The sequence below is a fragment of the Gordonia sp. SMJS1 genome, from assembly GCF_029866425.1.
Classification (GTDB): domain Bacteria; phylum Actinomycetota; class Actinomycetes; order Mycobacteriales; family Mycobacteriaceae; genus Gordonia; species Gordonia hongkongensis.
Window position 1 is genome coordinate 1799932 of sequence record NZ_CP123381.1, and the last position, 26521, is coordinate 1826452.

21 protein-coding genes, 3 pseudogenes and 1 riboswitch are annotated in these 26521 nt (G+C 68.5%); of the genes and pseudogenes, 13 read left to right on the top strand and 11 right to left on the bottom strand.

The window, feature by feature from the left end; translation table 11 throughout:
- Window positions 1-125 precede the first annotated feature (125 nt).
- Entirely contained in the window at window positions 126-2078 is a 1953-nt protein-coding gene (locus QAD21_RS08240; RefSeq protein WP_078112078.1) for a heavy metal translocating P-type ATPase, read from the bottom strand.
- Between the two features lie 365 nt (window positions 2079-2443).
- On the opposite strand from QAD21_RS08240, the gene QAD21_RS08245 reads away from it, so the two are divergent.
- The 4 genes and pseudogenes from QAD21_RS08245 to QAD21_RS08260 all read left to right on the top strand — a co-directional run bounded on the left by QAD21_RS08245 (window position 2444) and on the right by QAD21_RS08260 (window position 7255).
- The gene (locus tag QAD21_RS08245) at window positions 2444-2806 is read left to right on the top strand and encodes a metalloregulator ArsR/SmtB family transcription factor (protein ID WP_078112077.1); all 363 of its coding nucleotides are present in this window, start codon (window positions 2444-2446) and stop codon (window positions 2804-2806) included.
- A 24-nt stretch (window positions 2807-2830) separates the two neighbouring features.
- A pseudogene (locus tag QAD21_RS08250) lies at window positions 2831-3631 on the top strand (enoyl-CoA hydratase).
- A gap of 46 nt (window positions 3632-3677) precedes the next feature.
- Window positions 3678-6964: pseudogene (locus QAD21_RS08255) on the top strand (error-prone DNA polymerase).
- 63 nt (window positions 6965-7027) lie between these two features.
- On the top strand, window positions 7028-7255 hold the full coding sequence (locus QAD21_RS08260) for a DUF167 domain-containing protein (protein WP_058250673.1): 228 nt from the start codon (window positions 7028-7030) through the stop codon (window positions 7253-7255).
- Here QAD21_RS08260 and QAD21_RS08265 read toward each other — a convergent pair whose 3' ends face one another.
- A complete protein-coding gene (locus tag QAD21_RS08265; protein WP_058250672.1) occupies window positions 7256-7720 on the bottom strand; it encodes a tRNA (cytidine(34)-2'-O)-methyltransferase in 465 nt (154 codons plus the stop codon).
- A 55-nt stretch (window positions 7721-7775) separates the two neighbouring features.
- Window positions 7776-8713 (bottom strand): annotated as a pseudogene (locus QAD21_RS08270) (serine/threonine dehydratase).
- 34 nt (window positions 8714-8747) lie between these two features.
- Between QAD21_RS08270 and QAD21_RS08275 the strand changes: the two are divergent.
- The 3 genes from QAD21_RS08275 to QAD21_RS08285 all read left to right on the top strand — a co-directional run bounded on the left by QAD21_RS08275 (window position 8748) and on the right by QAD21_RS08285 (window position 11731).
- Complete coding sequence (locus QAD21_RS08275; protein WP_175404280.1) at window positions 8748-9623, top strand: bifunctional methylenetetrahydrofolate dehydrogenase/methenyltetrahydrofolate cyclohydrolase; 876 nt, start codon at window positions 8748-8750, stop codon at window positions 9621-9623.
- A gap of 101 nt (window positions 9624-9724) precedes the next feature.
- The gene (locus tag QAD21_RS08280) at window positions 9725-9997 is read left to right on the top strand and encodes a DUF3017 domain-containing protein (RefSeq protein ID WP_058250878.1); all 273 of its coding nucleotides are present in this window, start codon (window positions 9725-9727) and stop codon (window positions 9995-9997) included.
- A gap of 168 nt (window positions 9998-10165) precedes the next feature.
- Entirely contained in the window at window positions 10166-11731 is a 1566-nt protein-coding gene (locus tag QAD21_RS08285; protein WP_058250671.1) for an Hsp70 family protein, read from the top strand.
- Window positions 11732-11763: 32 nt separating this feature from the next.
- Here QAD21_RS08285 and QAD21_RS08290 read toward each other — a convergent pair whose 3' ends face one another.
- The gene (locus QAD21_RS08290) at window positions 11764-12918 is read right to left on the bottom strand and encodes a homoserine O-acetyltransferase (RefSeq protein WP_165630258.1); all 1155 of its coding nucleotides are present in this window, start codon (window positions 12916-12918) and stop codon (window positions 11764-11766) included.
- A 16-nt stretch (window positions 12919-12934) separates the two neighbouring features.
- Window positions 12935-14269, bottom strand: a complete 1335-nt coding sequence (locus tag QAD21_RS08295) for a bifunctional o-acetylhomoserine/o-acetylserine sulfhydrylase (RefSeq protein ID WP_058250669.1) — start codon at window positions 14267-14269, stop codon at window positions 12935-12937.
- 62 nt (window positions 14270-14331) lie between these two features.
- Window positions 14332-14452, bottom strand: a riboswitch (SAM riboswitch).
- Between the two features lie 268 nt (window positions 14453-14720).
- On the opposite strand from QAD21_RS08295, the gene QAD21_RS08300 reads away from it, so the two are divergent.
- Window positions 14721-16421, top strand: coding sequence for a cutinase family protein (locus tag QAD21_RS08300; protein ID WP_068971755.1), 1701 nt, complete (start codon window positions 14721-14723; stop codon window positions 16419-16421).
- A 91-nt stretch (window positions 16422-16512) separates the two neighbouring features.
- Window positions 16513-17790 (top strand): MFS transporter, encoded by a 1278-nt coding sequence (locus QAD21_RS08305; protein ID WP_058250668.1) that lies wholly within the window; start codon window positions 16513-16515, stop codon window positions 17788-17790.
- Window positions 17791-17868: 78 nt separating this feature from the next.
- Here QAD21_RS08305 and bfr read toward each other — a convergent pair whose 3' ends face one another.
- Together bfr and QAD21_RS08315 are read right to left on the bottom strand one after the other, a co-directional pair.
- Window positions 17869-18354, bottom strand: coding sequence for a bacterioferritin (gene bfr / locus QAD21_RS08310; RefSeq protein WP_058250877.1), 486 nt, complete (start codon window positions 18352-18354; stop codon window positions 17869-17871).
- A gap of 100 nt (window positions 18355-18454) precedes the next feature.
- A complete protein-coding gene (locus tag QAD21_RS08315; protein ID WP_058250667.1) occupies window positions 18455-18637 on the bottom strand; it encodes a (2Fe-2S)-binding protein in 183 nt (60 codons plus the stop codon).
- 149 nt (window positions 18638-18786) lie between these two features.
- Between QAD21_RS08315 and QAD21_RS08320 the strand changes: the two genes are divergently transcribed.
- Genes QAD21_RS08320 through QAD21_RS08330 form a run of 3 tightly spaced genes read left to right on the top strand, consistent with a single transcriptional unit; the run spans window position 18787 to window position 21852 of the window.
- Complete coding sequence (locus tag QAD21_RS08320) at window positions 18787-19623, top strand: exodeoxyribonuclease III (RefSeq protein ID WP_058250666.1); 837 nt, start codon at window positions 18787-18789, stop codon at window positions 19621-19623.
- 23 nt (window positions 19624-19646) lie between these two features.
- On the top strand, window positions 19647-20702 hold the full coding sequence (trpS, locus tag QAD21_RS08325) for a tryptophan--tRNA ligase (RefSeq protein WP_058250876.1): 1056 nt from the start codon (window positions 19647-19649) through the stop codon (window positions 20700-20702).
- Between the two features lie 49 nt (window positions 20703-20751).
- A complete protein-coding gene (locus QAD21_RS08330) occupies window positions 20752-21852 on the top strand; it encodes a YhjD/YihY/BrkB family envelope integrity protein (RefSeq protein ID WP_058250665.1) in 1101 nt (366 codons plus the stop codon).
- Window positions 21853-21873: 21 nt separating this feature from the next.
- On the opposite strand, the gene QAD21_RS08335 is transcribed toward QAD21_RS08330, so the two are convergent.
- From QAD21_RS08335 to QAD21_RS08350, 4 genes are all read right to left on the bottom strand, one after another.
- A complete protein-coding gene (locus QAD21_RS08335) occupies window positions 21874-23163 on the bottom strand; it encodes a D-alanyl-D-alanine carboxypeptidase family protein (protein WP_058250875.1) in 1290 nt (429 codons plus the stop codon).
- Between the two features lie 10 nt (window positions 23164-23173).
- The gene (locus tag QAD21_RS08340; RefSeq protein WP_058250664.1) at window positions 23174-23953 is read right to left on the bottom strand and encodes a type 1 glutamine amidotransferase; all 780 of its coding nucleotides are present in this window, start codon (window positions 23951-23953) and stop codon (window positions 23174-23176) included.
- Window positions 23954-24026: 73 nt separating this feature from the next.
- Window positions 24027-24506, bottom strand: a complete 480-nt coding sequence (locus QAD21_RS08345; protein WP_223258988.1) for a hypothetical protein — start codon at window positions 24504-24506, stop codon at window positions 24027-24029.
- A gap of 47 nt (window positions 24507-24553) precedes the next feature.
- On the bottom strand, window positions 24554-25747 hold the full coding sequence (locus QAD21_RS08350) for a cytochrome P450 (protein WP_068971756.1): 1194 nt from the start codon (window positions 25745-25747) through the stop codon (window positions 24554-24556).
- A gap of 163 nt (window positions 25748-25910) precedes the next feature.
- Between QAD21_RS08350 and QAD21_RS08355 the strand changes: the two genes are divergently transcribed.
- On the top strand, window positions 25911-26489 hold the full coding sequence (locus tag QAD21_RS08355) for a TetR family transcriptional regulator (protein ID WP_058250662.1): 579 nt from the start codon (window positions 25911-25913) through the stop codon (window positions 26487-26489).
- The last annotated feature ends 32 nt before the right edge of the window (window positions 26490-26521 follow it).

The window sequence follows — 26521 nt, forward strand, 5'->3', positions numbered from 1 at the left end:
GGCCCGCTGGCTGTCCACGGTCCGCGGGCCGCGGATCTGTCTGGTACTCAGGGTGACACTAACTTGCGGCGATGGCAATGACTACGCGCGCGGCGTCGCGCGCCCGTACGCGTCGATCGTGCGTCTCATTCCGTCGACTGTGCGTTCGACCCCGTCGATTGTGCACCGCGATCGCCCGACCAGGCCGACTTCCGCAACAGGCGGGCGCCGTTGAGCGCGACGAGCACGGTCGAACCCTCGTGCCCGGCCACGGCCAGGGGGAGTGGCAGGGTGCCGATGAGATCCCAGGTCACGAGGGTGAGGATCACGGTGGCGGCGATGCACAGATTGGCGATGACGTAACGGCGGGCGAGGCGGGACAGCCGTATCAGCGCGGGGACCGCGGTGAGGTCGTCACGCACGATGATCGCGTCGGCGGTCTGGACGGCGAGGTCCGCACCGCGACGACCCATCGCGATGCCGGTCCCGGCCGCCATGAGTGCCGGTGCGTCGTTGATGCCGTCGCCGACCACGAGCACGTGTCCCTCGATCTCGCCGACGATCCGGACCTTGTCCTCCGGCAGCAGGTCGGCGTGTACCTCGCGGATTCCGGTCCGGTCGGCGACGTCCGCGGCGACCGATGGCCGGTCGCCGGTCAGCAGCAGGACCGAACCCGACGTGACGTCGCCGATAAGCCGCACCGCCTCGGCGGCGTCGTCCCGCAGGCGATCGACGAGTTCGATCCGGCCGATCTCCCGCCCGTCGACGAGTACGCCGACCACCGTCCCGGTCGAACCGGCGACGGTGCGCTCGACGGTGACGCGGCGCCCGCCGACCGCCCCCGTCACCCCGCGTCCGGGAAGCGCCCGGAAACCCTCCACCGATTCGACGTCCAGTCCGCGGTCGGCGGCGGCGGTGACGATCGCGCGACCGAGGGGATGCTCGCTGGGGTACTCGACCGCGGCGGCCAGCGCCAACACCTGCGACGGGTCGTGACCGTCGAGCGCCGCCACGTCGACGACCTGCGGGCGTCCCTCGGTGAGGGTGCCGGTCTTGTCGAACGCGACGACCGAGGTCCGTCCCACCGACTCCATCACCGCGGCGGACTTGACCAGGACGCCGTGCCGACCGGCATTGGCGATCGACGCGAGCAGCGGCGGCATCGTCGACAGGACGACGGCGCAGGGCGAGGCGACGATCATGAACACGATGGCACGAAGCAGCGCCTCGTCGAAAGTATTGCCGAACAACATCACCGGGATGCCCAGCACCAGCAGGGTGGCGACGACGACGATGACGGAGTACGTCTGCTCGACCTTCTCGATGAAGAGCTGGGTCGGTGCCTTCGTCTCGGATGCCTCGGCCACGAGCGTCGCGATGCGGGCGATGGCCGACTCCGACGCCGGACGGGCGACCTCGACGATCAGCGCGCCGGTGCCGTTGACGGTGCCGGACAGCACGTCGTCGCCCGCCGCCCGCACGATCGGGACCGACTCGCCGGTCACGGCCTGCTGATCGACCTCGCTGCGGCCGTCGACGACGACGCCGTCCGCGCCCACCCGTTCGCCCGGACGGACGAGGATACGCTGGCCGACTTCGAGTTCGCGGCAGTCGATCTCGCGTGTCGTGCCGTCGGGCGCATACAGGGTGGCACGTTCGGGGGCCAGTCCGAGCAGGGCGGTCACCGAATCGGCGGTGCGCTGGGTGACGACGACCTCCAGAGCTCCCGAGGTCGCGAAGATCACGATCAGCAGCGCGCCGTCGAAGACCTGCCCGATCGACGCGGCGGCGACGGCGGCGACGATCATCAGCAGATCGACGTCGAGTCGTCGTCCCCGCAGTTCCTGCAGGCCCGATCGGGTCGGTTCCCATCCGCCGGCCAGATAGCACGCGAGATACGCGGTCCACCAGGACCATTCGGGCGCCTGGCTGATCTGGAGCAACCAACCCGCGAGGAACAGTGCCAGCGCGAGGCCCGCCCAGCGCACCTCGGGTAGCCGGAGTCCCGTCCGGAGGATCGACGGCGGGGTGCTCCCGCGGTCGGCTCCCGCGCGCGTCGAGTTGCGGGCCGTTCGTTCCGTCGTCTCCGCCGTACCCATCGTGTCTCCCGTCTGTCGTCGGCCCTCCTGCTGGTTGAGCCGGCACCGAGCGTGAGCGAGGCGCCGAGTCGAAGCCACTTGCCGACAGCCGCCCTCCTGCTGGTTGAGCCGGCACCGAGCGCGAGCGAGGCGCCGAGTCGAAGCCACTTGCCGGCAGCCACCCTCCTGCTGGTTGAGCCGGCACCGAGCGCGAGCGAGGCGCCGAGTCGAAGCGACTCGCCGACAACCACCTTCCTGCTGGTTGAGCCGGCACCGAGCGCGAGCGAGGCGCCGAGTCGAAGCCACTCGCCGACATCCACCTCTCAGACAGTAACAGTTCATATGAAGAGGTTTTCATGTAATGTCCAGCCGGTAGCATCCGCTGCATGGGACACGGCATCGACGAGGGGATGCGGCCGGCTGCGCGGCTCGATCCGGAATCGGCCGTGCACGTCGCCACCACCCTGCAGGCGCTGGCGACCCCGAGCCGGCTGCTCATCCTCACCGAGTTGCGGTCCGGACCGCGCTCGGTGACCGATCTCGCCGACGCCGTCGGCATGGAGCAGTCCGCGGTCTCCCATCAGCTCCGGTTGCTCCGCAACCTCGGGCTGGTCACCGGCACCCGGTCGGGTCGGTCGATCAGTTACAGCCTCTATGACAGCCATGTCGCCCAGCTGCTCGACGAGGCGGTCTACCACAGCGAACACTTGCGGCTCGGGCTCGCCGAGCGTCCGCAATCGGCGGGTTGATCCGACGTCACCGAAAGGCATCGCATGACCAGTGACCACACGGCCACGTCGGGAGAACCGCTTCTGTGGATCGAGCAATCCGGGCGGGTGCGGACGTTGGTCCTCAACCGTCCGTAGGTCCGGAATGCGCTCAGCTTTGACCTGATCGTCGCTCTCCGTTCCGAATTGGCGAACGCGGATCACGACGATGACGTCGACGTCGTCATCCTCACCGGCGCGGGCTCGGCATTCTGCGCCGGCCTGGACCTGGCCGAGTTGGGCTCGTCGACCGACAGTGCTCGACTGCTCGATCATGCGGACGTACCTGTCGGGCATCCGTGGCGCCCCATCTCGAAGCCGATCATCGGCGCCGTCAACGGTGTCGCCGCCACCGGTGGTCTGGAGTTCGCCCTCGCGTGCGATGTCCTGATCGCGTCCGAACGGGCCCGCTTCGTCGACACCCATTCGCGGGTCGGGGTGCTGCCGGGCTGGGGTCTGACGTCTCGATTGCCGGCAGCGGTCGGCCGGGGTTTCGCGCGCCGCATGAGCCTGTCCGGGGAGTTCGTCGATGCCCAGACGGCGCTGCGGGTCGGTTTGGTGACCGAGGTGGTGGCCCACGATCAGCTGATGGCCTCGGCGATGGAACTCGCGGTGTCCATGGCCGGGAGTGACCAGCTCGCGGTGCGGACCATGCTCGACTCGTATCGGCGTGCCGAGCAGCATCTCGTCGGCCCGGCGCTCGACGTGGAGAACGACACGTCGGTCGAGTGGATGTCAGGTTTCGACCCCGCTCGGGTGGCCGATCGTCGGTCCGGCATCGTCGAGCGGGGCCGGGCCAACAGCTGACCCCTCCCCGCTGTCGCATCGAACTTGTGTTCGATAGGCTTGGCGGGTGGGCTGGGATCAAGGACCACCGACGTGGTCGGAGATGGAACGGGTGCTCGCCGGCCGAGCGCCCGGCAGTGCCGACCGGCCCGGCACCGAGTTCGGTCCCGACCTCAGCGAATGGGCGCCGTTCCCCGGGGATGGCGGCGACAGTCCGGCCTGGTCGCGCAAACGCGGCGCCTACCAGGCCGAGGACATCGCGCGCGGCTCGTCGGCGGTGCCCTACGCCGAACTGCACGCCCACAGTTCGTACAGCTTCCTCGATGGTGCGTCGATGCCGGAGGAGCTGGTGGAGGAGGCGCAACGGCTCGGACTCCGCGCACTGGCCGTCACCGATCACGACGGGTTCTACGGCATCGTGCGCTTCGCCGAGGCGGCCCGTGAGTTCGGCATGCGACCGTCTTCGGTGCCGAGCTGTCACTGGAACCCGACATCGCGCGGACAGGCCAGAACGATCCACCGGGCGAGCATCTGCTGGTCCTCGCCCGGGACGGTGAGGGCTACCGCCGTCTGTCACGGACCATCGCCGACGCGCACATGGTCGCGGGGGAGAAGGGCCTGCTCCGTTACGACCGCGAAGCCCTCGCCGCGGCCGGCGGCGGGCACTGGCTCATCCTCACCGGATGCCGGAAGGGTGCCCTCCGACGAGCACTCGATCGCGGCGGCGTCCCGGCCGCCGAGCAGGCGCTGCGAGAACTGATCGAGACCTACGGCCACGACAACATCGTCGTCGAGCTGACCGCGCAGGGCATGGCCGACGACGACGAAGGCAACGCGGTGCTCGCCGGCCTCGCCGCCGGGGCAGGCGTGCCGACCGTGGCCACCACCGGCGCCCACTTCGCCGCGCCCCGGCGCCGACGGCTGGCGATGGCGATGGCCGCCGTCCGGGCCCGCACCGACATCGACACCATCTCGGGGTGGATGCCCGGCGTTGCCGGATCACATCTGCGCAGCGGCGACGAGATGGCGCGGCTGCTGCCCGCACATCCCGATGCCATCGACAACGCGGTGGGCATCGCCGCGGACTGCGCATTCCACCTGGGCCTCATCGCACCGCAGTTGCCACCCTTCGACGTCCCCGACGGGTACACCGAGGCGAGTTGGTTGCGCGAACTCACCATGACCCGGGCACGCCGCCGGTACGGCACCCCCGCCGAACATCCGCAGGCCTACCGGCAGATCGAGCACGAACTCGCCATCATCGAGACGCTCACGTTCCCCGGCTACTTCCTGGTGGTCGCCGACATCGTCGATTACTGCAAGGCCAACGACATCCTCTGCCAGGGCCGGGGGAGCGCGGCCAACTCGGCCGTCTGTTACGCCCTCGGCATCACCAACGTCGACCCGGTCGCCAACACGCTGCTCTTCGAACGGTTCCTGGCCCCCGAGCGCGACGGCCCGCCCGACATCGACATCGACATCGAATCCGACCGACGCGAGGAGGCCATCCAGTACGTCTACCGCCGCTACACCCGGGAGCGCAGCGCGCAGGTCGCCAACGTCATCACCTACCGGGGGAAGTCGGCGATCCGGGACATGGCCCGGGCGCTCGGGTACGCGCCCGGTCAGCAGGACGCCTGGGCCAAGATGCCTGACACCGCGCCCGCCGACGTCGCCGAACTCGCCGGCGAGATCCTCGGCATGCCAAGGCATCTGGGTATCCACTCCGGCGGCATGGTGATCTGCGACCGGCCGATCGCCGATGTCTGCCCCACGGAGTGGGCGCGGATGGAGAACCGCAGCGTGCTGCAGTGGGACAAGGACGACTGCGCCGCCATCGGACTGGTCAAGTTCGACATGCTGGGTCTCGGCATGCTCTCCGCCCTGCACTATGCGATCGACCTGGTCGCCGAACACAAGGGGATCGACGTCGACCTCGCCACCCTCGACCTCGCTGAACCCGCCGTGTACGAGATGCTCTGTCGCGCCGACTCGGTCGGCGTGTTCCAAGTGGAGTCCCGTGCGCAGATGGCCACCCTCCCGCGGCTGAAACCGCGCTGCTTCTACGATCTCGTCGTCGAGGTGGCCCTGATCCGGCCCGGCCCCATCCAGGGCGGCTCGGTGCATCCGTTCATCAAGCGGCGCAACGGAGAAGAGCCGGTGACGGTCGAGCATCCGTCGATGAGCAGGGCGCTCGAACGCACCCTGGGGGTGCCGCTGTTCCAGGAGCAGCTGATGCAGTTGGCCGTCGACGTGGCCGGGTTCGACGCCTCCGAGGCCGACCAGTTGCGCCGGGCGATGGGTTCCAAACGGTCGCCGGAGAAGATGGAACGCCTGCGGCAACGTTTCTACGAGGGCATGGAGAACCTGCACGGCATCACCGGGGACACCGCCGACCGCATCTTCGAGAAGATGGCCGCGTTCGCCAATTTCGGCTTCCCGGAGAGTCATTCGCAGAGCTTCGCGTCCCTGGTGTTCTACTCGTCGTGGTTCAAGCTGCATCACCCGGCGGCGTTCTGCGCCGCGCTGCTACGGGCGCAACCGATGGGTTTCTACTCACCGCAGACCCTGGTGGCCGACGCCCGACGGCACGGTGTCGCGGTCCATCGCCCCGACATCAATGCCTCACTCGCGCACGCCACTCTGGAGAACGAGGGTCTCGATGTCCGGTTGGGTCTCGACGGTGTACGCGGGGTCGGGGAGGAGGCGGCGCAGCGCATCGTCGACCGCCGGTCCGACGGTCCCTACCTCGACATCACCGATCTCTCCCGGCGCGCCCGGCTGACGACCAAGGAACTCGAGGGGCTCGCCGGTGCCGGCGCCTTCGACGGGTTCGGCCTCAGCCGGCGTCAGGCCCTGTGGGAGGCCGGGGCCGCCGCGACGGTGCGCGACGATCAGCTGGCCCTGGAATCGGCGCAGGCGACCCCCACCCTTCCGGGTCTCTCCGACGTCGAGCTGGCGGCCACCGACGCCTGGGCCACGGGGATCACCCCCACGTCGTATCCGACGCAGTTCCTGCGTCCCCGGCTCGACGCGATGGGAGTGCTGGCCGCCGATCGCCTGCTGTCGGTGCCCGACGGTTCGCGCGTGTTGGTCGGTGGCGCGGTGACCCATCGGCAGCGTCCCGCCACCGCGTCCGGGGTGACCTTCATCAACCTCGAGGACGAGACCGGGATGGTCAACGTGGTGTGTTCGGTCGGTTTGTGGGCGCGGTACCGTGTACTCGCTCAGACGGCACCCGCTCTGCTGATCCGCGGCCGGGTGCAGAACGCCGAAGGCGCTGTGACCGTCGTCGCAGATCGACTGCAGCGCATGGATCTTCGGGTGGGGAGCAGATCCCGGGACTGGCAGTAGTCCTCCGGCGGACGCGCCGGGATGTCCGAGCCGGATCGGTGTTCACGAAGAACAGGAAGAGTCATGCCGCAACAGGTCGTGGTGACCGTCAAACCGAAGAGCAGCAAGGGCCCGTTGGTCGAGACGGGTCCCGGCGGCGCGATCACCGTCTACGTCCGCGAGCCGGCCACCGAGGGCCGGGCGAACAAGGCCGTCTCCGAACTGCTCGCCGCCCACCTCGGGGTCCCGAAGAGCAAGATCGCGCTCATCGGCGGTGCCACGGCACGCATCAAGCGCTACCGCGTCGGCTGATCACACCGCGCCGGCGAAACCGTGCTGACGCCACGCCTCGTAGACGACGATGCTCGCGGCGTTGGCGAGGTTGTGGGAACGACGTCCGGCGAGCATCGGGATGCGGACCCGGTCGGTCACCTCGGGTTCGTCGAGGACCTCCGCCGGTAACCCGGTCGGCTCGGGGCCGAACAGCAACACGTCGCCCGGCTGGTAGTCGACGTCGGTGTGATAGCGCTCGGCATGGGCGGTGAACGCGAAGACCCGTTCCGGCTTCAGCGTCGTCCAGGCGGTCACCAGGTTCGGATGCACGGTGACGTTGGCCATCTCGTGATAGTCGAGTCCCGCGCGCTTCACCTGCGCGTCGGACATCGAGAACCCCAGCGGTTCGATGAGGTGCAGTTCGCACCCCGTGTTGGCGGCCAGCCGGATCGCGTTGCCGGTGTTCGGCGGGATGCACGGCTGGTAGAACATGATTCGGAACATGATGGTGTCAGCGTAGTCGGTGACGACCGTCGCAGATGTCGCGCGATCGCGCCGGTCACACGGCGAGCGCGGTGTTGGCCCCGCAGAGCACGATGCACAGCGTCGAATCGGGTTGCGGCCGAACAGCTCCCGAGACCACACCGGCGACCGCGGTGGCGGTGCCGTGTTCGACGAGGATGCGGTGGGTGTCCCAGAGCATCCGTCGCGCCGCGATGATCTGTTCGTCGGTCACCAGGACGCTCCCGACCGCCGGGTTCCCGGCGACGGCGTTCCAACAGAGCCCGCCGACGCTGGTGGCGCCGAGCGAGTCCGCGGCGATGCTCTCGAGTTCGACGGGTACGGGAGTTCTCGCGGCGAGGGCCTGATGCAGACATGACGCGCCGAGTGGTTCGACGCCGACGATGCGGTCGCCCGGGCGCAGCGTCGCCGCGAGGCCCGCCAGAAGCCCGCCCCCGCCCACACAGACGACGGTCGTGAGCGGTCCGGGCACGTCGTCGATCATCTCGAGACCGATGGTGCGGCGCCGGCGACGACATCGGGGAGATCGTAGGCGTGCAGCGCGAGCGCTCCGGTCTGCTCTGCCAGCGCGACGGCGGCGTCGGCGGCCTCGGAATAGCGCCGTCCCATGAGGTGGACGCGCGCTCCCGCGGCGCGCAGCGCGTCGATCTTGACCGGCGGCGCGGTCTCGGGGATCACCACGGTGACCGGCACGCCGACGATCCGCGCCGCGATTGTCGCGCCGATCGCGGCGTTGCCGCCGGAGGCGACGAGCACACCGGCGTCGGTCAGCAATCCCTGGTCTTGGGCGTGCAGCGTCGCCCAGAGGCTGCCGCGCGGTTTGAAACACCCGCCGACTTGGGCGTACTCGAGTTTGAGAACCACCTCGACCGGCCCGTGGACGGTGTCGATGGTCGTGCGTAGTGTCGGCGTGCGACGGAGGTGGGGTGCGATCGCCGCGCGGGCGAGGTCGACGTCGCTGCGCACCACGGTCACCGTTCCGACAGTAGCGCCGTGGAAGAATGTCGGCGTGACCGCGATACGACTCGATGGCAAGACCACGCGCGACGAGATCTTCGCTGATCTGGCCGAGCGGGTGGAGAAGCTCAGGCTGGCGGGTATCACGCCTGGTCTGGGTACCGTTCTGGTCGGCGACGATCCGGGTTCGCACTCCTATGTCAAGGGAAAGCACGCCGATTGCGCCCGGATCGGCGTTGCCTCCATCCGCAAGGACCTGCCGGCCGATGCCACCACCGAGCAGCTCAACGCGGCGATCGACGAGCTCAACGCCGATCCGGCCTGCACGGGCTACATCGTGCAGTTGCCGCTGCCCAAGCATCTTGACGAGAATGCCGCCCTCGAGCGGATCGACCCGCTGAAAGACGCCGATGGACTCCACCCGATCAACCTCGGGCGGTTGGTGCTGGGCAAGGAGTCGACGCTGCCGTGCACCCCGCGCGGGGTCATCCACCTCCTGCGACGCTACGACGTCCCGCTGGCCGGCGCCCGGGTCACGGTGGTCGGGCGCGGGGTCACCATCGGCCGGCCCATCGGGCTGCTCCTGACCCGGCGGAGTGAGAACGCCACGGTCACGCTGTGCCACACCGGCACCACGGATCTGGCGTCGGAGATCGCCCGGGCCGACATCGTGATCGCCGCGGCCGGCGTGCCGCACCTCATCACCGCGGACATGGTGAAGCCCGGCGCCGCGGTGGTCGACGTGGGTGTCAGCCGTACTGACGAGGGTCGTCTCGCCGGCGACGTTCATCCCGATGTCTGGGAGGTCGCGGGCCACGTCTCGCCGAACCCCGGTGGTGTGGGTCCGCTGACGCGGGCGTTCCTGCTGGTCAACGTGGTCGAACGTGCTGAGCAGATGCTCGCCTCGGGGAGTGGTAGCGACGCGTGACCCGAGAGGAGCACCAGAGTGAGTCCGCTCACTCCGAACCGCCCGGCGCCGCGGACGCCCGTCCCGGACACCGGGGGCGTCGTGCCGCCGACTCCTCCCGGTTGCGGGCAGTGCTCATCCAGCTCCCGTACCTGCTGGTGATGTTGGGTGTGCTGGCCGCCGCGCTGCTCGTGATGTTCGATCGCTGGCGGCGTGGGTCCTTCGTCTTCGGGGCGGCTCTGCTCGTCGGAGCCGTACTCCGTGCCTTCATCCCCTCCTCGCAGGCAGGCCTGTTGCAGGTCAGGGGCAAATCGTTCGACGTGACGGCGATGGCCACGGTCGGCGGCGTGATGCTGTGGCTGGCGGCGTCGATCGACTCTTTGGGCACGGATTGATTACAATAGAGACCTGAGCGTGACCTGGCGGACCAGTCATGCGCTCAACCAGGCAATTTTCCGCTGCTCTGCGCAGACACACCGACCGCTGGAGTTTGTATCACCGCATCACCAACCGACGGCACCGTGAATGAAGTGACGTCCATGGGCGTGTCAGCAGGGGCTGGCATGATTCACTACGTCCTCTTGACGCGTGACGATCTCGGTCGCAGTGTGGTCGATTCCCGCGTGATCGACGTGGATCCCACCGACGGCCTCGATTCCGCCGGCCGGGTCAACGCCGGGATCGACGTGATGCTCAGCGCCGCCCGCGAGACCGGGACGCGAGTGGGCCCGATCGGGGTCGCCGCACGCACGGGGAGCCAGCGTCGGCAATTGCGTTCACGGGGCAGCGGACCCCGGCGTCAGGTCCGTCTCGCCGGCGAGGACGAGGCCGTGCTGGCCTACCTGACCGACACCGGGGAGATCGACCGTTTCTCGTCTGCCGTCGTCGTCGACTGCGGCGACACCGGCATGTCGCTCTACACCGTCGATCCCCGCGAGGGTCGCATCGGCGACGCCGAGCACTCGACCGTGCTGAGCGGTCGTCGTCTCGACCGGTCCATCGTCGACCAGCTGACCGCCGACAATCCCGTCCTGGGCGACGCCACTCGGACGCGGGCGGAGCGCAGCGAGTTGCGCAGCGCGTGCCGGACCGCGAAAGAAGAGATCGCCTACGGCGGCGTCGCGGCCGCCGAGTCGGTCGTCGCGGTCTCGGCGAACACCGGTCGTGTGGCGCTGTCCGCGACCCAGGTCGAGCAGGCGATCGCGCCGATGATCGGTGATGCGAAAGAAGTGTTCGCCCGCTATGTAGCGGCCGTCAGGTCACGCGGCGTACGACCGGACGCGGTGGTGTTCATCGGCGGACTCGCCAACCTCCCCGCGGTGCGCGCGATCGCGGCAGAGCATGAGCTCGAGGTCGTGAACCCGACGGCGCCGGAGCTGGTCGTGGCCACCGGCGCAGCCTTGCTGGCCCTCCAGAGTTATTCGGGCGCAGCGCGTCTGGCGTTCATCGGGGGCAAGCGGCAGCGCGAGTGGCTTTCCGCGACCCCAATTGCGGTTGCCGGGGCGGTCATCGCGGCCACATTGATGACGATCTACGCGGTGAGCTCGTCGTTCGCCGACCGTCCGGCCGTCGAGCCGCAGCCGTCGGTCAGCAGTGTGCCCCCCGCGGCGGCGACCAGCGAGGAGGAGCCGCCGTCCACCGCGCGGCCCACCTCCCAGCCGATCACCCGAATCCCGGCCGAACCCGTCGAGCCCACCGTCGTCACTCCCGTTCCGACGCAACGGCCCGCGCCCGAGACCGGCTGGAACGACCCGCCGGCATGGGCGACGACGGAGTTGCCGCCGACGCGGCCGTCCACGAGTACCAGCACCCGCACCCTCTCGCCGTTCCCGTGGCCGGACCTGACCTTCCCGCCCGGTTCGACACCGACGATCCCGCCGGACCTGCTGCCCCCGGGTATGCGTCCGCCGAGTGTGGCGCCCACTCCGCCGCCGCCCACGTACTCGACGTCGACGTTGCGCTCCGCGCCCAGCGGCCCGCCGCGGCCGAGCAGCACCCGCGCCACCGGGTCGACTGAGATTCCGGGTGTAGCCGAACCGGGGAAATCCGTTGACGGGGAGTCGGGCTCACCGGTGACCCCGGTACCTCGGTCCGGCAGCCCGGTCCCGTCGGTGCCGGCGCCGCGCTGACAGGACGCCGCCGACAGCTGGGTTACGGTCCGTCAGGCGTCGCGACGCGCGAGTTCGACAGTGCGCTTGAGTAGATCGCTGATGGCATCGAATTCGGTGAGGAATCCGTCGTGGCCGGTCTCGGAGTTGACGACCTGGAGCCCGCCGACGCAGTTGCCCAGCTCGTCGGCGAGTTCGACCTGCAGCCGGATCGGGTAGAGACGATCGGAGTCGATCCCCCCGACGATCACCGGAACGCGGCAATTGTTGAGCGCCTTGGCGACTCCGCCGCGACCACGGCCGACGTCGTGGTGGTTGAGGACCTCGGTGAGGACGACGTAGCTGGCCGGGTCGAAGCGGGACATCAGCTTCGACGCCTGGTGGTCGAGATAGCTTTGCACGGCGTAGCGCCCGCCGGTCAGGGGATTCTCGTCGCCCTGGGCGTCGTTGCCGAAGCGGGAGTCGAGCTCCGGCTCGCTGCGGTACATGAGGTGGGCGATCCGACGCGCGATCCCCATGCCCTGCAACGGAATGCGGCCGGTGCCGTGGTAGTCGCCGCCGCACCAGTCCGGGTCGGCCTTGATCGCGGCGATCTGTGCGGACTGGATACCGATCTGATCCGCGGTCGCGCGGGCGCCGACGGCGAGCACGAGGGCGCTGCGGACGCGGTCGGGGTACTCGATGGCCCACTCGAGCGCGCGGGCGCCGCCCATCGAACCGCCGAGAACCGCACCGACGCTGCGGATTCCGAGGCGGTCCAGCAGTGCCACCTCGGCGCGGACCTGGTCGAGCACGGTGATCTGTGGGAAGCGTGAGCCCCAGGGCCGACCGTCGGGGGCGATGGAGCCCGGACCCGTCGAGCCCTTGCATCCGCCCAGGACGTTGGCGGAGATGACGCACCATTCGTCGGTGTCGATGGCCTGTCCCGGGCCGATCAGCCCGTCCCACCATCCGGCCGAGTCGTGGTCGGCGTCGGCGGGTCCGGTGACGTGCGAGTCGCCGGTCAGTGCGTGGAGCGTGAGGATGACGTTGTCGCGGGACGGCGACAACGTCCCCCAGCGCTGGAACGCCAGGGTGACGTCGTCGATCCGTGCTCCGCTGTCGAGAGGCAACGAGCCGATGGGAATGCCGACGAGTCCCCCGTCCGGGAGGGTCTCCCAGTCGGGCTGATCAGATGCTGTCGCATTCAGGTCGATACTCACCGACAAAGCTGCCTCACCTGTTTCACTTGGCCGCCGCGAATCCCTGTTCGAGATCGGCCAAGATGTCGTCGATTCCCTCGATGCCCACGGCGAGCCGGACCAGTCCCGGGGCCACGCCCGCGGCGAGCTGCTCCTCGGGGGTGAGCTGGCTGTGTGTGGTCGAGGCGGGGTGGATGACCAGCGACCGCACATCGCCGATGTTGGCGACGTGGCTGTGCAGGCTGAGCGCGTCCACGAACTTCTTGCCGGCGTCCACTCCGCCCTGGATCTCGAAGGCGATGATCGCACCCTGACCCTTCGGGGCCAATTCCTGACCGCGCTTGTACCAGGGCGAGGACTCCAGACCCGCGTACGCCACGGACTCGACCTGCGGGTGTGCATCGAGGAAGGCGGCGACCTTCTGCGCGTTGGCGACGTGGCGCTCGATGCGCAGACTCAGCGTCTCCAGGCCCTGTGCCAACAGGAACGCGTTGAACGGGGAGATCGCCGCGCCGGTGTCACGCAACCACTGCACGCGTGCCTTGAGTGCGAAGGCGGGCGCGCCCAGGTCGGCGAAGACAGCACCGTGGTAGCTCGGGTCCGGCGTGGTGAAACCGGGGAACAGGTCCTTCCCGTCGCGCTGGACCCGCCAGTCGAAGGTGCCGCCGTCGACGATGACGCCGCCGATCGCGGTGCCGTGACCGCCGATGTACTTCGTCGCCGAGTGCACGACGATGTCGGCGCCGTGGGCCAGCGGGCTGATCAGGTACGGGGTGGCGACGGTGTTGTCGATGATGAGGGGTACGCCGTTGCGGTGCGCGACCTCCGCGATCCCCGAGATGTCGAGGATCTCGTTGTTGGGGTTGGAGATCGACTCACCGAAGAACGCGCGGGTGTTGTCCTTGACCGCGGCCTGCCACGACGCCGGATCCTCGGGGTCCTCGACGAAGCTCACCTCGACCCCGAGCTTGGGCAGTGTGTAGTGGAAGAGGTTGTACGTGCCGCCGTACAGGCGGGGGCTCGACACCACGTGCCCGCCGGTCTCGACGGCGTTGAGGATCGCGTAGGTCTCGGCGGCCTGTCCCGATGCGACGAGCAGCGCGGCGACGCCGCCCTCGAGCGCGGCGATCCGCTGCTCGACGGCATCCTGCGTGGGATTCATGATGCGTGTGTAGATGTTGCCCGGTTCGGCGAGCCCGAAGAGATTGGCCGCGTGCTGGGTGTCGTTGAAGACATACGACGTCGTCTGGTAGATCGGCAGCGCACGGGCGTTGGTCACCGCGTCCGCGGACTGCCCGACGTGGATCTGCTTCGTCTCGAAGCTCCAGTTCTCGCTGGGATCGTTGCTGTCGAGGGTGCCGTCAGGGACATCAGACATGGCGATTCATCACTTTCTACGGTCGGCAGGGCCAACTCGACCCTGTTGGGGTCCGACCTTCGGACCCGCGCTTGCCGGGGATCGCCACTGCGATCCCGCAACCCGGTCATCACCCGGAGCACCCCACCGCGGAAGGAGGGTTGCCGATCAGCCAGCCGGGGCTTCGCACTGATACTCATGACCTGGCGACAAGGATATAACACGGATGTGAGCGCCCGAGAACCGTCCCGGTCACGCCGCGCCCAACCCTTGAGAAGTGCACCGGAAGGGTGCCGGTGGCTGTCCTCCGACCGAGTGAAATCGGGTGTGGTCAGATACGAAACCACTGGTCAAGGTAGTTAGCGACGCTCAGCGTGCTGTCGGTTCCGCGATCGCGGATCTAGAGTTCGGGACAGCCCCGGCTGCACCGGAATGCTCCGCTCAGGTGGTCCGGGTTCGCACAGGAGCGCTCATGGCCGTGATGGCTCATCTCCGGACCCGACGCGTCGCTCTGTTGGCCGCCTCGATGTCGACGTTGTCGACCCTCGCCGCATTCGGCTTCACCGGGGTGGCGGCGGCGACAGCCGGCGGGCCCTCGTGCAGCGGTGCCGTCGTGGTGGTCGGGGGGACCGTCGACGCTGAGTCGCTATTGCTCGAGGGCGTCAAGGAGCGTTACCGCGAGCAGGGCTATGAGGTGATCAACGCGCCCTACCCGGCGACCATATGGCCGCTCGGAGCGACGGGGTACGACCGCAGTACCGAACAGGGGATCGCATCGACGGCGTCCGCGATCTCGTCGTATCGAGAAGCGTGCGGGTCCGAGGCGCCGGTGGTGGTGACGGGCTATTCGCAAGGGGCGCGCATCGCTGGAGACGTGCTCGCCGGTATCGGCAACGGCCGGAAGTTCGATGTCGCGAACACGCCCGACGATCCCAGCGACGACGTCGTGATCTCCGACGTCGGGGTGTCGGGCGAGCTGTATTCGGATCCGCGGCAGGCCGGTGACAAGACCGGGCGAGGTATCGAGCTGTCGCTGATCGGGATCATTCCCGGACTGACCATGTCGGGGCCACGTGGTGCCGGCAGCACGGACGCCGGCTTCGGGACGGTCAGCGACCGGGTCGTGTCGGTGTGCATCGAGGGCGACCCGATCTGCGACCTGCCCGATCCCGTCTACGACCCGATCGGCGCCATCGACGGCATCCTCGGCTACCAGGTCAAGCATTTCCTGTATCCAGAGGAGATGTCGGGCAACCCGCTGCAGCCGGGATACACGTGGGCGAAACGTCCGGTCGAATGTGCGGACGGCGTCTGTATGGTCGCTGCGGACTCCGCACTCGCCGAACTCGTCCAGGGCTGGGCTCGCAACCTCGGCTACCAGGGCGCCATCGGCGATTTCCTGTCGGATCGCCCGACCATCGGGCTTCCGTTCGGCATCGAACTGGCGAATCTGCAGCCGGTGGTCCGGCTGGTGCAGGGCTTGCTGCCGCCACTCCCACGTCTCGGGTACGGCGCATACCTACCCGACATCTTCGTCTTCGAGGACATCCTGCAGGGCATCGTCACCGCGACACCGGCTCGGTTCGTGCGCGGTGTCAGCGCCCTGGCTGCCAGCGTGCGCAGCATCGTCCTGCTGCCGGTCAACTTCGTCCGATACTGGGCGGGCGCGCTCATCGGGCCGGTGGCGTCGGAGGGCGGCGCCGTCACGATTCTCGCGGCGGACACGTCGCACCTGCGATCGTCCACGTTCGCGCGACTGGCAGCCGTACCCGACGAGTCCGTGGGGCCGGTCCGCGCTGAAGAAGTGGGCGGGTCCGGCCCCTCGTCCGAGCCGTCGGCGGCCCGGGGTGCCGAACCGGATGCCACCGACCCGTCACCGGCCGAGCAGCCCCCGGTGGGCCACACGACCGACACGTCGTCGGGGGCCGACACGGGCACCGATACCGAGACCGATACGCCCGACGCGGACCCCGCGCCTGCCCCGCCTCGCGACGACGACTCGCCGGCCGCCACCGATCCCTCGGGAAGCGATGTCAAGACGTCTGGAACCGACGGCCACGGGGGAGAGGACGGCGAGAAGGCCGGCTCGTCCGACACGGCTTCGGACCCGGACGGGCCTTCCGCAGACCCGTCCGACCCCGACAGCGATGCGGGCTCCGAAGCCGGCGACTGACACCCCGCGCGATGCTGAGGACACTGCGTGTGTGAATGAACTCACCACCGGCTGAGGAATCAGCGCTGACGGGCGCGGGTTGGCATCGACCGTGCCTGATGCTCTCTCGACGACCGAAGCCCCGGCCGACCCCTCACTGACGGGTCCGTCCACCGCCGGGGAACTCCGCAGCCCCGCGCGGGCCGAATCGGCCGAGGTGTCCCGCCGGGTGCGTCGGTGGACGATCCTCGCCCTTGCGCTGGGTGGATTCGGGATCGGGACGACCGAGTTCGTCGCCATGGGCCTCCTGCCCAACATCGCCGGATCTCTGGGTGTCTCGGAACCGACTGCCGGACATGTCATCTCGGCCTACGCGATGGGTGTGGTGGTGGGTGCGCCGCTGATCGCGGCGCTCACCGCGCGGATGTCCCGTCGGACGCTTCTGATCGGCTTGATGGTGGCGTTCACGGTCGGCAACCTCGCGACCGTCCTCGCACCGGATTACGGTTTGCTGCTGGTGGCGAGATTCGTCGCCGGCCTCCCGCACGGCGCCTACTTCGGTGTCGCGGCTCTGGTCGCCGCTCATCTGGCCGGCCCGCGCAACCGTGGCAAGGCCGTGGGACAGGTGATGCTCGGTCTGTCCGTCGCGAACGTCCTCGGCGTACCGGCGGCCGCCTGGCTCGGTGAGACGCTCGGCTGGCGGTCCGCGTTCGCGATCGTGGTCGTGATCGGAATCGCCACCGTCGTCGCGCTGATCCGGGTGCTTCCCACGCTCAGCGGGGTGAAGACCACCGACCCGCTCACCGAGCTCGGTGCACTCAAGCGGTCCCAGGTCTGGTTCACACTGGTCATCGGAACCGTCGGGTTCGGTGGGATGTTCGCGTTCTACACGTATCTCAACTCCGCGCTGACCACCGACACCGGGCTGTCGGTGTCGGTCGTGCCGTTCGCCCTGATGTTGTACGGACTGGGAATGGTGACCGGCAACTTCGTCGGCGGTTATGTCGCGGACCGCAGCGTGGCGGTGGCGATCCTCGGCGGACTCACCGCCACCGCACTCTCCCTCGGCGCTTTTGCGGTGCTGGCCGAGAATGCTTGGGCGGCATTGATCCTCACCTACCTCGTGGCGCTCACGGGATCGATGATGCTACCCGCGCTGCAGACCAGGCTGATGGATGTGGCGGCCGATGCACAGACCCTGGCCGCGGCCCTGAACCATTCCGCGCTCAACATCGCCAACGCGGCCGGAGCGCTGCTCGGTGGCGTGGTGGTCGGTGCCGGCTACGGATACCTGGCGCCGTCGGTGGTCGGGGTGATGCTCGCGGTGGCGGGTATCGCGGTCACCGTCGTGGCCCTCGCGACCGCGCGGCACCAGCCCGTCGGGTCCTGAACGAGCGCGGCCGTTCTACCTACGACGAGGGCCGACCGGATAAGTCCGGTCGGCCCTCGTGTCGTCGAGTCGGTGCAATCAGCCGTTCGTGGGCGGTGTGGCGATCGTCTTCGACAGGTAGAGCTGCTCGCCGAGCTTGTTGATCAGCTCGAGTTGCGTCTCGAGATAGTCGATGTGTTCCTCTTCGTCGGCGAGGATCTGCTCCAAGAGGTTGGCGCTGGTGATATCGCCCTTGGACCGGCACATCGCGATTCCGGGGCGGAGTCGTTCCACCACCTCGACCTCGATCGACATGTCCGACTCGAACTGCTCCCGGATCGACTGCCCAATACGCAGCGGCAGCAGGCGCTGATAGTTGGGCAGGGCGTCGAGGAACAGGATGCGATCGGTCAGGACCTCGGCGTGAGTCATCTCCTCGATCGACTCGGCCCGTGTCTTCGCGGCGATCTCGGTGAGACCCCAGCTCTGCTGCATCTTCGCGTGCAGGAAGTACTGGTTGATCGCGGTCAGCTCACTCGTGAGCTGTTCGTTGAGGAGGTCGATGACCTCGGGGTCGCCACGCATCTGTCCGCCTCCCATTTCCCGTGTATGTCCGTTCGAACCGTAACACGACAAAACCCCCCGCGCGTCGTCTCGCGCGAGGTTCGTCGGGTCGGAGGTCAGGTCATGCAGCGGTCGTCGCGGTTGACGCCCTTTCGCTCAGGATGGTGTGCAGTTCGTCCAGGCAGGTCCCGCAGCCTTCGCCCGCGCCGCAGCGGTCGCTGATCGCGTCGACCGTGTACGCGCCCGCATCGCAGTGCGCATGGACCTCGTCCACGGTGACGGCGCGGCATATGCAAACGAACATCTCGGAAACTCACCTTCGTGCCTGGATTAGGCAATGCTTACATATTTTAGGGTGTCCGCACAAGGGTTGCCTTACCTTTTATCGACGCTGTCCGAGTGGCGCGATCACGGCCGATGGGCTGTCGGACCGCCGCCGTAGGATGTGGCCCCGTGCCACTCACGATCTCCACGGTGAACGTCAACGGAATCCGCGCAGCGGTCAAACATCGATCGGAGGCCAACCGCGGCCTGCTGCCCTGGCTCGACACATCTGGACCGGATGTGGTCCTGCTGCAGGAGGTCCGCGCGAGCGAGGAACTCGCCCGCGACGCGCTGGCGCCGGTGCTCGACACCGGATGGCATCTGACGATGAGCGAGTCCTCGGTGAAGGGTCACGCGGGCGTCGGTGTGCTGACACGTAGCGCGCCGTCGGCGGTGCGCGTCGGATTCGGGAGCGCGGAGTTCGACGACCTCGGCCGCTATCTCGAAGTCGACGTCGACACCGACCTGGGACCGCTGACCGCGGGAAGCCTGTACCTGCCGAAGGGTGCCGCGCTCTCCGACGCCGAGAAGGACATCGCCAAGCACGACGAGAAGGTCCGTTTCATGCGTGAGTTCGGCGCATACCTGGATCGGTTGGTCCGTCGACGCCGCCACGTCGTCGTGGGTGGCGACTGGAACATCGCGCCCGCCGAAGCCGACATCAAGAACTGGAAGGGCAATCTCAAGAGCCCCGGCTTCCTACCGCACGAACGGGCCTGGGTGGCCGACCTGCTCGCCGCCGGGTGGCGCGACGTCATGCGCGAACTCTTCCCCGACGACGCCGGGCCCTACTCGTGGTGGTCGTGGCGCGGTAAGGCCTTCGACAACGATTCCGGATGGCGGATCGACTATCAGCTCACCAACAAGATGCTGGCCGGCCGGGCGACCAAGGCCGAGGTGGAACGTGCGGCGGCCTACGACCTCCGCTGGTCCGACCACGCTCCGGTCACCGTGCGGTACGAGTGACCGGGTCTGACAAACTGGGCGTCATGACCAGCGACGTAGAGCGCAACGGAGAGCCCGCGGCCGAGTCGATGCCGACCCGTCCGCGTGTGCTGTCCGGTATCCAGCCGACGAGTGACTCCTTCCACCTCGGGAACTATCTCGGTGCGGTCCGGCAGTGGGTGGCCTTGCAGGACGACTTCGAGGCGTTCTACTTCATCCCGGACATGCACGCACTCACGGTGCCGTTCGACCCCAAGGTCCTCGCCGAACGCACCCGCCTGAGCGTCGCGCAATTGCTCGCCGTCGGTGTGGACCCCGAGCGGTCGACGATCTATGTGCAGTCCCACATCCCCGAGATCGCCCAGCTGACGTGGGTCCTGTCGTGCATCACCGGTTTCGGCGAGGCCAGCCGGATGACCCAGTTCAAGGACAAGTCGGCCAAGCAGGGCGTCGACGCGGCGGGCGTCGGCCTGTTCACCTACCCCATCCTGATGGCCGCGGACATCCTCGCCTTTCAGGTCGATCGGGTTCCGGTCGGGGAGGACCAGCGGCAGCATCTCGAACTCACCCGCGACCTCGCCCAGCGATTCAACTCCCGGTTCGGCAAGGTGCTGAAGGTGCCCCAGGCGCACATCGTCGCCGAGTTCGCCAAGATCTACGACCTGCAGAACCCGACGGCCAAGATGAGCAAATCCGCCGAGACCGACAAAGGTCTGATCAATCTGCTCGACGATCCGAAACGTTCGGCGAAGAAGATCCGGTCGGCTGTCACCGATACCGGTTCGGAGATCCGGTTCGATGTCGTCGATAAGCCTGGTGTCTCCAACCTGCTGACCATCCAGTCGGCCCTGTCCGGTGTCGGCGTCGACGATCTGGTCGCCAAATACGAGGGCAAGGGATACGGCGACCTGAAGGTCGACACCGCGGAGGTGCTGACCGAGTTCGTCACCCCGCTGCGCGGGCGGGTCGAGGAGTACCTGTCCGATCCGGCCGAACTCGACGCCATCCTGGCTCGGGGCGCGGCCCGCGCGCGTGCCATCGCCTCCGAGACGCTGGCGTCGGTCTATGACAAGGTGGGGTTCCTGGCGCCTGGCCGGTGAGACCGCATCCGCCGGACGCCGTCCCGCGATCCGACCAGGAAGGCGATCCATGACCTCCGCGCGCGACTCGGCGAGATCACCGGTGGACACGGCGAAATCGGCGGTGGACAAAGGGATGACGACCGTCGACAAGGGCAAGTCGGCCTTCGCCGCGGCGCGGGAGAAGTGGCCCGCCGTCGAGCACCTGGTGCAGACCGTCGAACGCTACAACGACCGGCGCGGAAACGTGTATGCGGCGGCCATCAGCTTCAACGGCATCCTCGCGCTCGTCCCGATCATCATGGTGGTGTTCTCGGTCGCCGCGTTCGTGTTGGCGAATCAGCCACAGCTGCTCGAAGACCTGCAACAGGCGGTTGTCGACGCCGCGCCCGGCAAGATGGGCGAGCAGCTCAGTGAGGTCATCGATTCGGCGATCTCCTCCCGCGCCGCGGTAGGGATCGTCGGTCTGATCGGTGCCGCCTTCACCGGGATCGGGTGGATCTCCGGCGTCCGGGTGGCCTTCACCGAGATGTACGGGGGTCGCGTCGACCGCAACCCCGTGCTGTCGAAGGTGTGGGATCTCCTCACGTTCGCATTGCTGGGCATGGCCTTCGCCGTGACGATGGCGCTGACGACGCTGGGCAACAGCGGGCTCACCACCACGATGCTCTCCTGGGTGGGCCTCGACGACGCGTCATGGGCCCCGGTCGTGGTGCGGGCCGTCGCCATCGTCGTGTCGGTGTTCGCCAGCTGGCTGCTCTTCACCTTCGTGCTGGCGCGGCTACCGCTGGTGCCGCTGCCGATGACGCACGCCATGAAGGCCGGGCTGGTCATCGCGATCGCGTTCGAGCTGATGAAATCCCTTGGCGGGCTGTATCTCCAATCGGTCCTGGGTTCGCCGGCCGGGGTGGCGTTCGGTCCGATCTTCGGTGTGTTCGTCTTCGCGTACCTCGCGTCGCGGATCGTGCTGTATGCCACCGCGTGGTGCGCGACCGACCCCATCAACAGCAAGTACCAGGTGGTGGAAGAACCGGACGCGGAACTGCACCGGCCGGTCCAGATCTCGCCGACGGTCGAGGTGAGCCCGGCGCCCCGGCCCGGCGCCCTCGCGGCCGCCGTCGGACTGGGCGCAGTCGCGGCCGCGCTGATCGGAGCGCGTCGGCGGCGTTGACCTCCGGCGCTGGTCGTCTGATCAGCGGCGTCCGGCGAGCTTCAACCCGATGAGCAGGAGGATGACCGCCGCGAGTGCGGCCACGAGCCCGATGAGGATCTGGACGGAGGTCGACGACGCCTGGTCGGAACCTGTTGCGACGGCGCGGTTCTCGGTCCGCGTCGGCGCTGGTGTCGAGGACGGTCCGGACGCGGCCGACGGCTCGACGAGGCGGCCCACCGAGATGGCGGGGTCGGTTCGGAATCCGTAGTCGAACATCGCCTTCGCCTGGTCCCAGTACAGATCCCCGTCGACGGACAGGCCGAACATCTGCACGATGATCACCGTCCGGCCGTCGCGTTCGGCGGCACCCACGAACGTCTTCCGTGCGTCGTCGGTGTAACCGGTCTTGCCGCCGAGCATTCCCGGATACCCATCGACGAGGAGGCGGTTGGTGCTGTACATGTCGTAGGGCGGATGATCTCTGTCGCCGGGCACATCTGGACGCCGCGGGTAGCCCGGGAAACGGAACGTGGGCATCGCGATGATCTCGCGAAAGGTCGGCTCGGTCATCGCGGCCCGGAACAGCAGCGCCAGATCGTAGGGCGAGGAGGACATCCCGGCGGCGTCCAGTCCGGACGGGCTGGCAGCACGCGTGTCCGTCGCGCCCAGCTGCGCGGCCCGGTCATTCATCTTCTCAAGTGTCGCGTCGATGCCGCCGAGCTGACGCGCGAGCGCATGCGCGCAGTCGTTGCCGGACACCAACAACAGTCCGGTGAGCACGTCGCGAACGGTGTAGACACCACCGGGCCCCATGCCACAGGAGTCGCCTTCGGTGCTCCAGTCCTCGACGGTGGGCACGACCGGCGCGGCGAGGTCGAGTTCGTCGAGTGCGACCAGTGCGAGCAGCACCTTGATCGTCGACGCGGGCCGGTAACGGCCGTGGGGATCCTTGGCGGCGATGACTTGTCCGGACTCGAGATCGGCGATCAACCAACCCGCGGAGGTCAGCAGTGGCGGAACGGGACCGGCCGACGGATCGGCGATGACCCCGCAACCGGCGAGTTGGTCACCGCCGACGGCCGGTGCGGGAACAGGAAGGGGAGTGGGGGTCGTCGAACCCGGTGCGACGACCTCGGATTCGTCGACGGCCGGAGGCGTGGCGACTTTGTGCGGGCAGTGATCGGTGACCGGCGTGGTGATCGCCGGAGGCGGTACGGTCGGCAGCGGGACGGCCACGGCCGGGCCGACGCGAAGGACGAGGCCGAGCACTCCGACGGTCAGCACGGCGACGAGCGCGCACGCGGTACGACGAGTCCACGTCGGGGTCATCGGCCGCACGTTACCAGCGGGGCCGTGCGCTGCCGACGACATCGTGCAACCAGCGCCGCATCACTGCCTCCGCCGTCGGCACGGTCACTTTCTCGGCGGCCGCGGCGTCGATCGGGAAGCGGTCGGTGGCCGACTCACCCAGGACCTCGGCCACCGCGGACCGTGATTCCTGGTGTGACAGCCACCCCCGGACGAGATCGCCGCCGGCTTCGAGGTGGAACTGCACTCCGTAGCAGTTGTCCACGCGGAACAACTGATTGACGCAGGCGTCGGAGGACGCGAGCAGGGTGGCCCCGGGTGGCAGGGTGAACGTGTCGAAATGCCACTGGACTGTGTCGATGTCGCGTGGTGCGGGTGCGATGACCGCCCCGCCCCACACCGGGTCGGCCATCCCTGCGTCGTTGAGACGCACCCGGCGTACACCGAGTTCCGGTATGTCGCTCGTGTGCACCTCGCCACCGAGAGCCGCTGCCAGCATCTGCGCGCCCAGACAGACACCCCAGATGGGCACACCGCGTTCACGGGCACGGCGGAGCAGGTCGATCTCGTCGGCGATCCACGGGATGCGGTCCGCGTCACCGACTCCCATCGCTCCGCCGAGAACGAGGATGGCGTCGAAATCCGCTGGATCGACGGTCGCGGGTTCGCGCCAGATCCGCAGGGTGGCCGTCTCGGTGATCGCGTGCAGGGCGGGTCCGTAGGCGCCGGGTGGTTCGGACTCCGCGTGCCGGATCTCCAAGACCCGCAACCGCTCCCGCGGGCGCTCGACCGGCTGTGTTCTGGTGCTCATGACGAGTGCAAGAGTACGGTCTCGGTGGCGATTCCTCTCGCCGACGCGGGGTCGGAACCCACGCCGGGCTGCGTCAACCGGAATGACATGAACTCGTCGGACGGGACCCGTGCGCGGTGTGGTCGGCGACCCGTTCACCGTCGACGGTGATCTCGCACCGGGCGAACCGCCCGCCGGACTGGAACAGCGCGTCGACCGGTGCCTCGGCCGCGGCCCGCGTGTACACCAACGACGCCTTGAACTTGCCGTCTGGATCTCGTTGCGACAGCGGCACTTCGGACTGTGTGCGGAGTCTTCCGTCTGCGTCCGTCCACGCTGCGGCGCCGTTGTGCTCGTGGTCGGAGATCAGCGTGATCGTGATGCGTTGCGTGTCGGTGGTGGGTGCTGCCGCGGCCGGTGCGAACACCAGGAGGCACGCGAGCGCACTCACCGCGAGTGTCAGCAGCAGCCGGAACAGAAGGGCGCGGGCCATGAAGTACTCCGTTCGATGGGCGATCACCGGTCCGGCGACGGGCCGGGTTCCTCGGTCTTCCTTCGACGCATCGGACGGCATATCGGTTCCATCGCGCTGCTGAGCGAGCGGAAGTCGGGATTCTGCTGTCAGCGGGTGATCGTCAGCGGCAGCGTGGTGAAACGACGGACGAGAACCCCGGGCTCCCACGCCGTCTGCGTCAGATCAACCCGGAAAGCGGTCGTGGAGCGCAGCAGATGCTCGACCGCGAGGCGCGCCTGCAATCGTGCCAGTGTCGCCCCGACACACAGGTGCAGGCCCTTGCCGAATGCCAGGTGCGACCGCCGCGCCGCCGGATCGAGATCGATCGCGCCGGGATCGTCGAAGTGCCCGGGGTCCCGATTGGCGGCACCCCACATCAGGAACACATGTGACCCCGCCGGCAAGGCGGTGTCACCCAGCGTGGTGTCGGCGACCACATGACGGAAATGCCCACGGAACGGGGTCTCGAGCCGAAGGGCCTCCTCCACGAACACCGGGATGAGCCCGGGGTCGCTGCGTAACCGTTCGACGACGTCGGGATGGCGGTCCAACAGCCAGACGGCACTGTTGAGCAGGCTCGTGGTCGACTCGGCCCCGGCGGCGACCAGCTGGAACAGGATCATCACCGCGGTCTCGTGATCGAGACTGCCCTCGGCGACGCGGCGTGCCACCTCGACCAACGCGGTCGGCCCGCTCGCTTCGCTCCGGGCGTGTGCGTTGCGCAGCGCCGCCGACAGATACGCCGTCAGCTCACCGACCGCCGCGGTTGCCGTCGTCAGCTGGTCCGGCGTGATGACGCCGTCGATCAGGACGTTCGTCGCGATCGCCCACCGGGTCAGCGTGGCACGGTCGGCGACCGGCAATCCGATCACCGCCGTGGCGACCTCCATCGGAATCCGTTGCGCGACAGCGCTCACCCAATCGATCCGGCCACCACGGAGATCGTCGGCCCATGCCTCCGTGATGTATCGACGAATGGTCGGTTCGAGCTCGCGGGTACGTGCCGGAGACACCGACCGCATGGCGAGCTTCCGATGATCGCGGTGCCTGGCCCCGTCGGCGGTGGCGAGGACGTGCATAGCGTCGCCCAGGCCGGCGACCGGGAACTCCGAGACCGTGCCGTCGCCGTGCCACACCATCGTGGCGGTCAGGTTCGACGAGAAGTCCTCCGGGCGTCGGACCGCGTCGGCGATCAGGTCCCAGGAGCCGACGGCGAAGAACGATGAATCCCCGATTCGCTGCACGGGCGAACCGGTGTGCAGACGCGAGTAGAAGGTCGTGGGATCGGCGGTGGTGTCCATGGAGTCCAGCGTGGGCAACCCGGGCCGTCGACGCACGCATATCCCCGAAGTCGAGATCGGTGAGAAGTCACAGCACCATCCGGTGTCTCAGGCTAGCCTCGTGAACAGCTGGAACGTCCTTCATCGACAGGATGGTTCGTCTCACCATGAGAACGGGGGAGCGATGGCCCGGGACTGGCTGGTCGACGGAGACCGGCACGATGCTGCACGCGAGCGTCTGATCGCGCACGCGGCGGCCCTCATCGCACGCCGTGGCCTCGACGGGTTCGACCTCGACGAGCTCGGTCGTCGGGCGCACTGTTCGAGGGCGACGATCTACCGCCATGCCGGCGGTCGGTCCGCGCTGATCGAGTCCGTGCTGGCCACCACGTCGGCACCGGTGCTCGCCGCCATCCGTGCGACCGTCGCGGATCTCACCGGGCCCGATCGCGCCCAGACGGCGATCATCGAGACCCTGCGCGCACTACGCGGCGACCGGGTCATCCGGCAGTTCCTCCGGCCCGACAACCTCATCGGCGCGACGCCAACCGTCCTGTCGTCCCCCGCGGTGCACGCGGTGGCCGCCGATCTGGTCGGCGTCGACCCCGATGATCCCGCGGATGCACGGTTCCTCATCCGTTCCGTTCTCGCCCTGCTGCTCTGGCCCGCCGAACCCGACGAGGAGGCGCGGAGCGCGGAATCGATCGTCGCCGGCATCTTCCGTCGGGACCCCGGCACCGACGACGACGGCCCGCACCCCTGAGGGTGCGGGCCGTTGCCGGGCTGCAGAGAAAG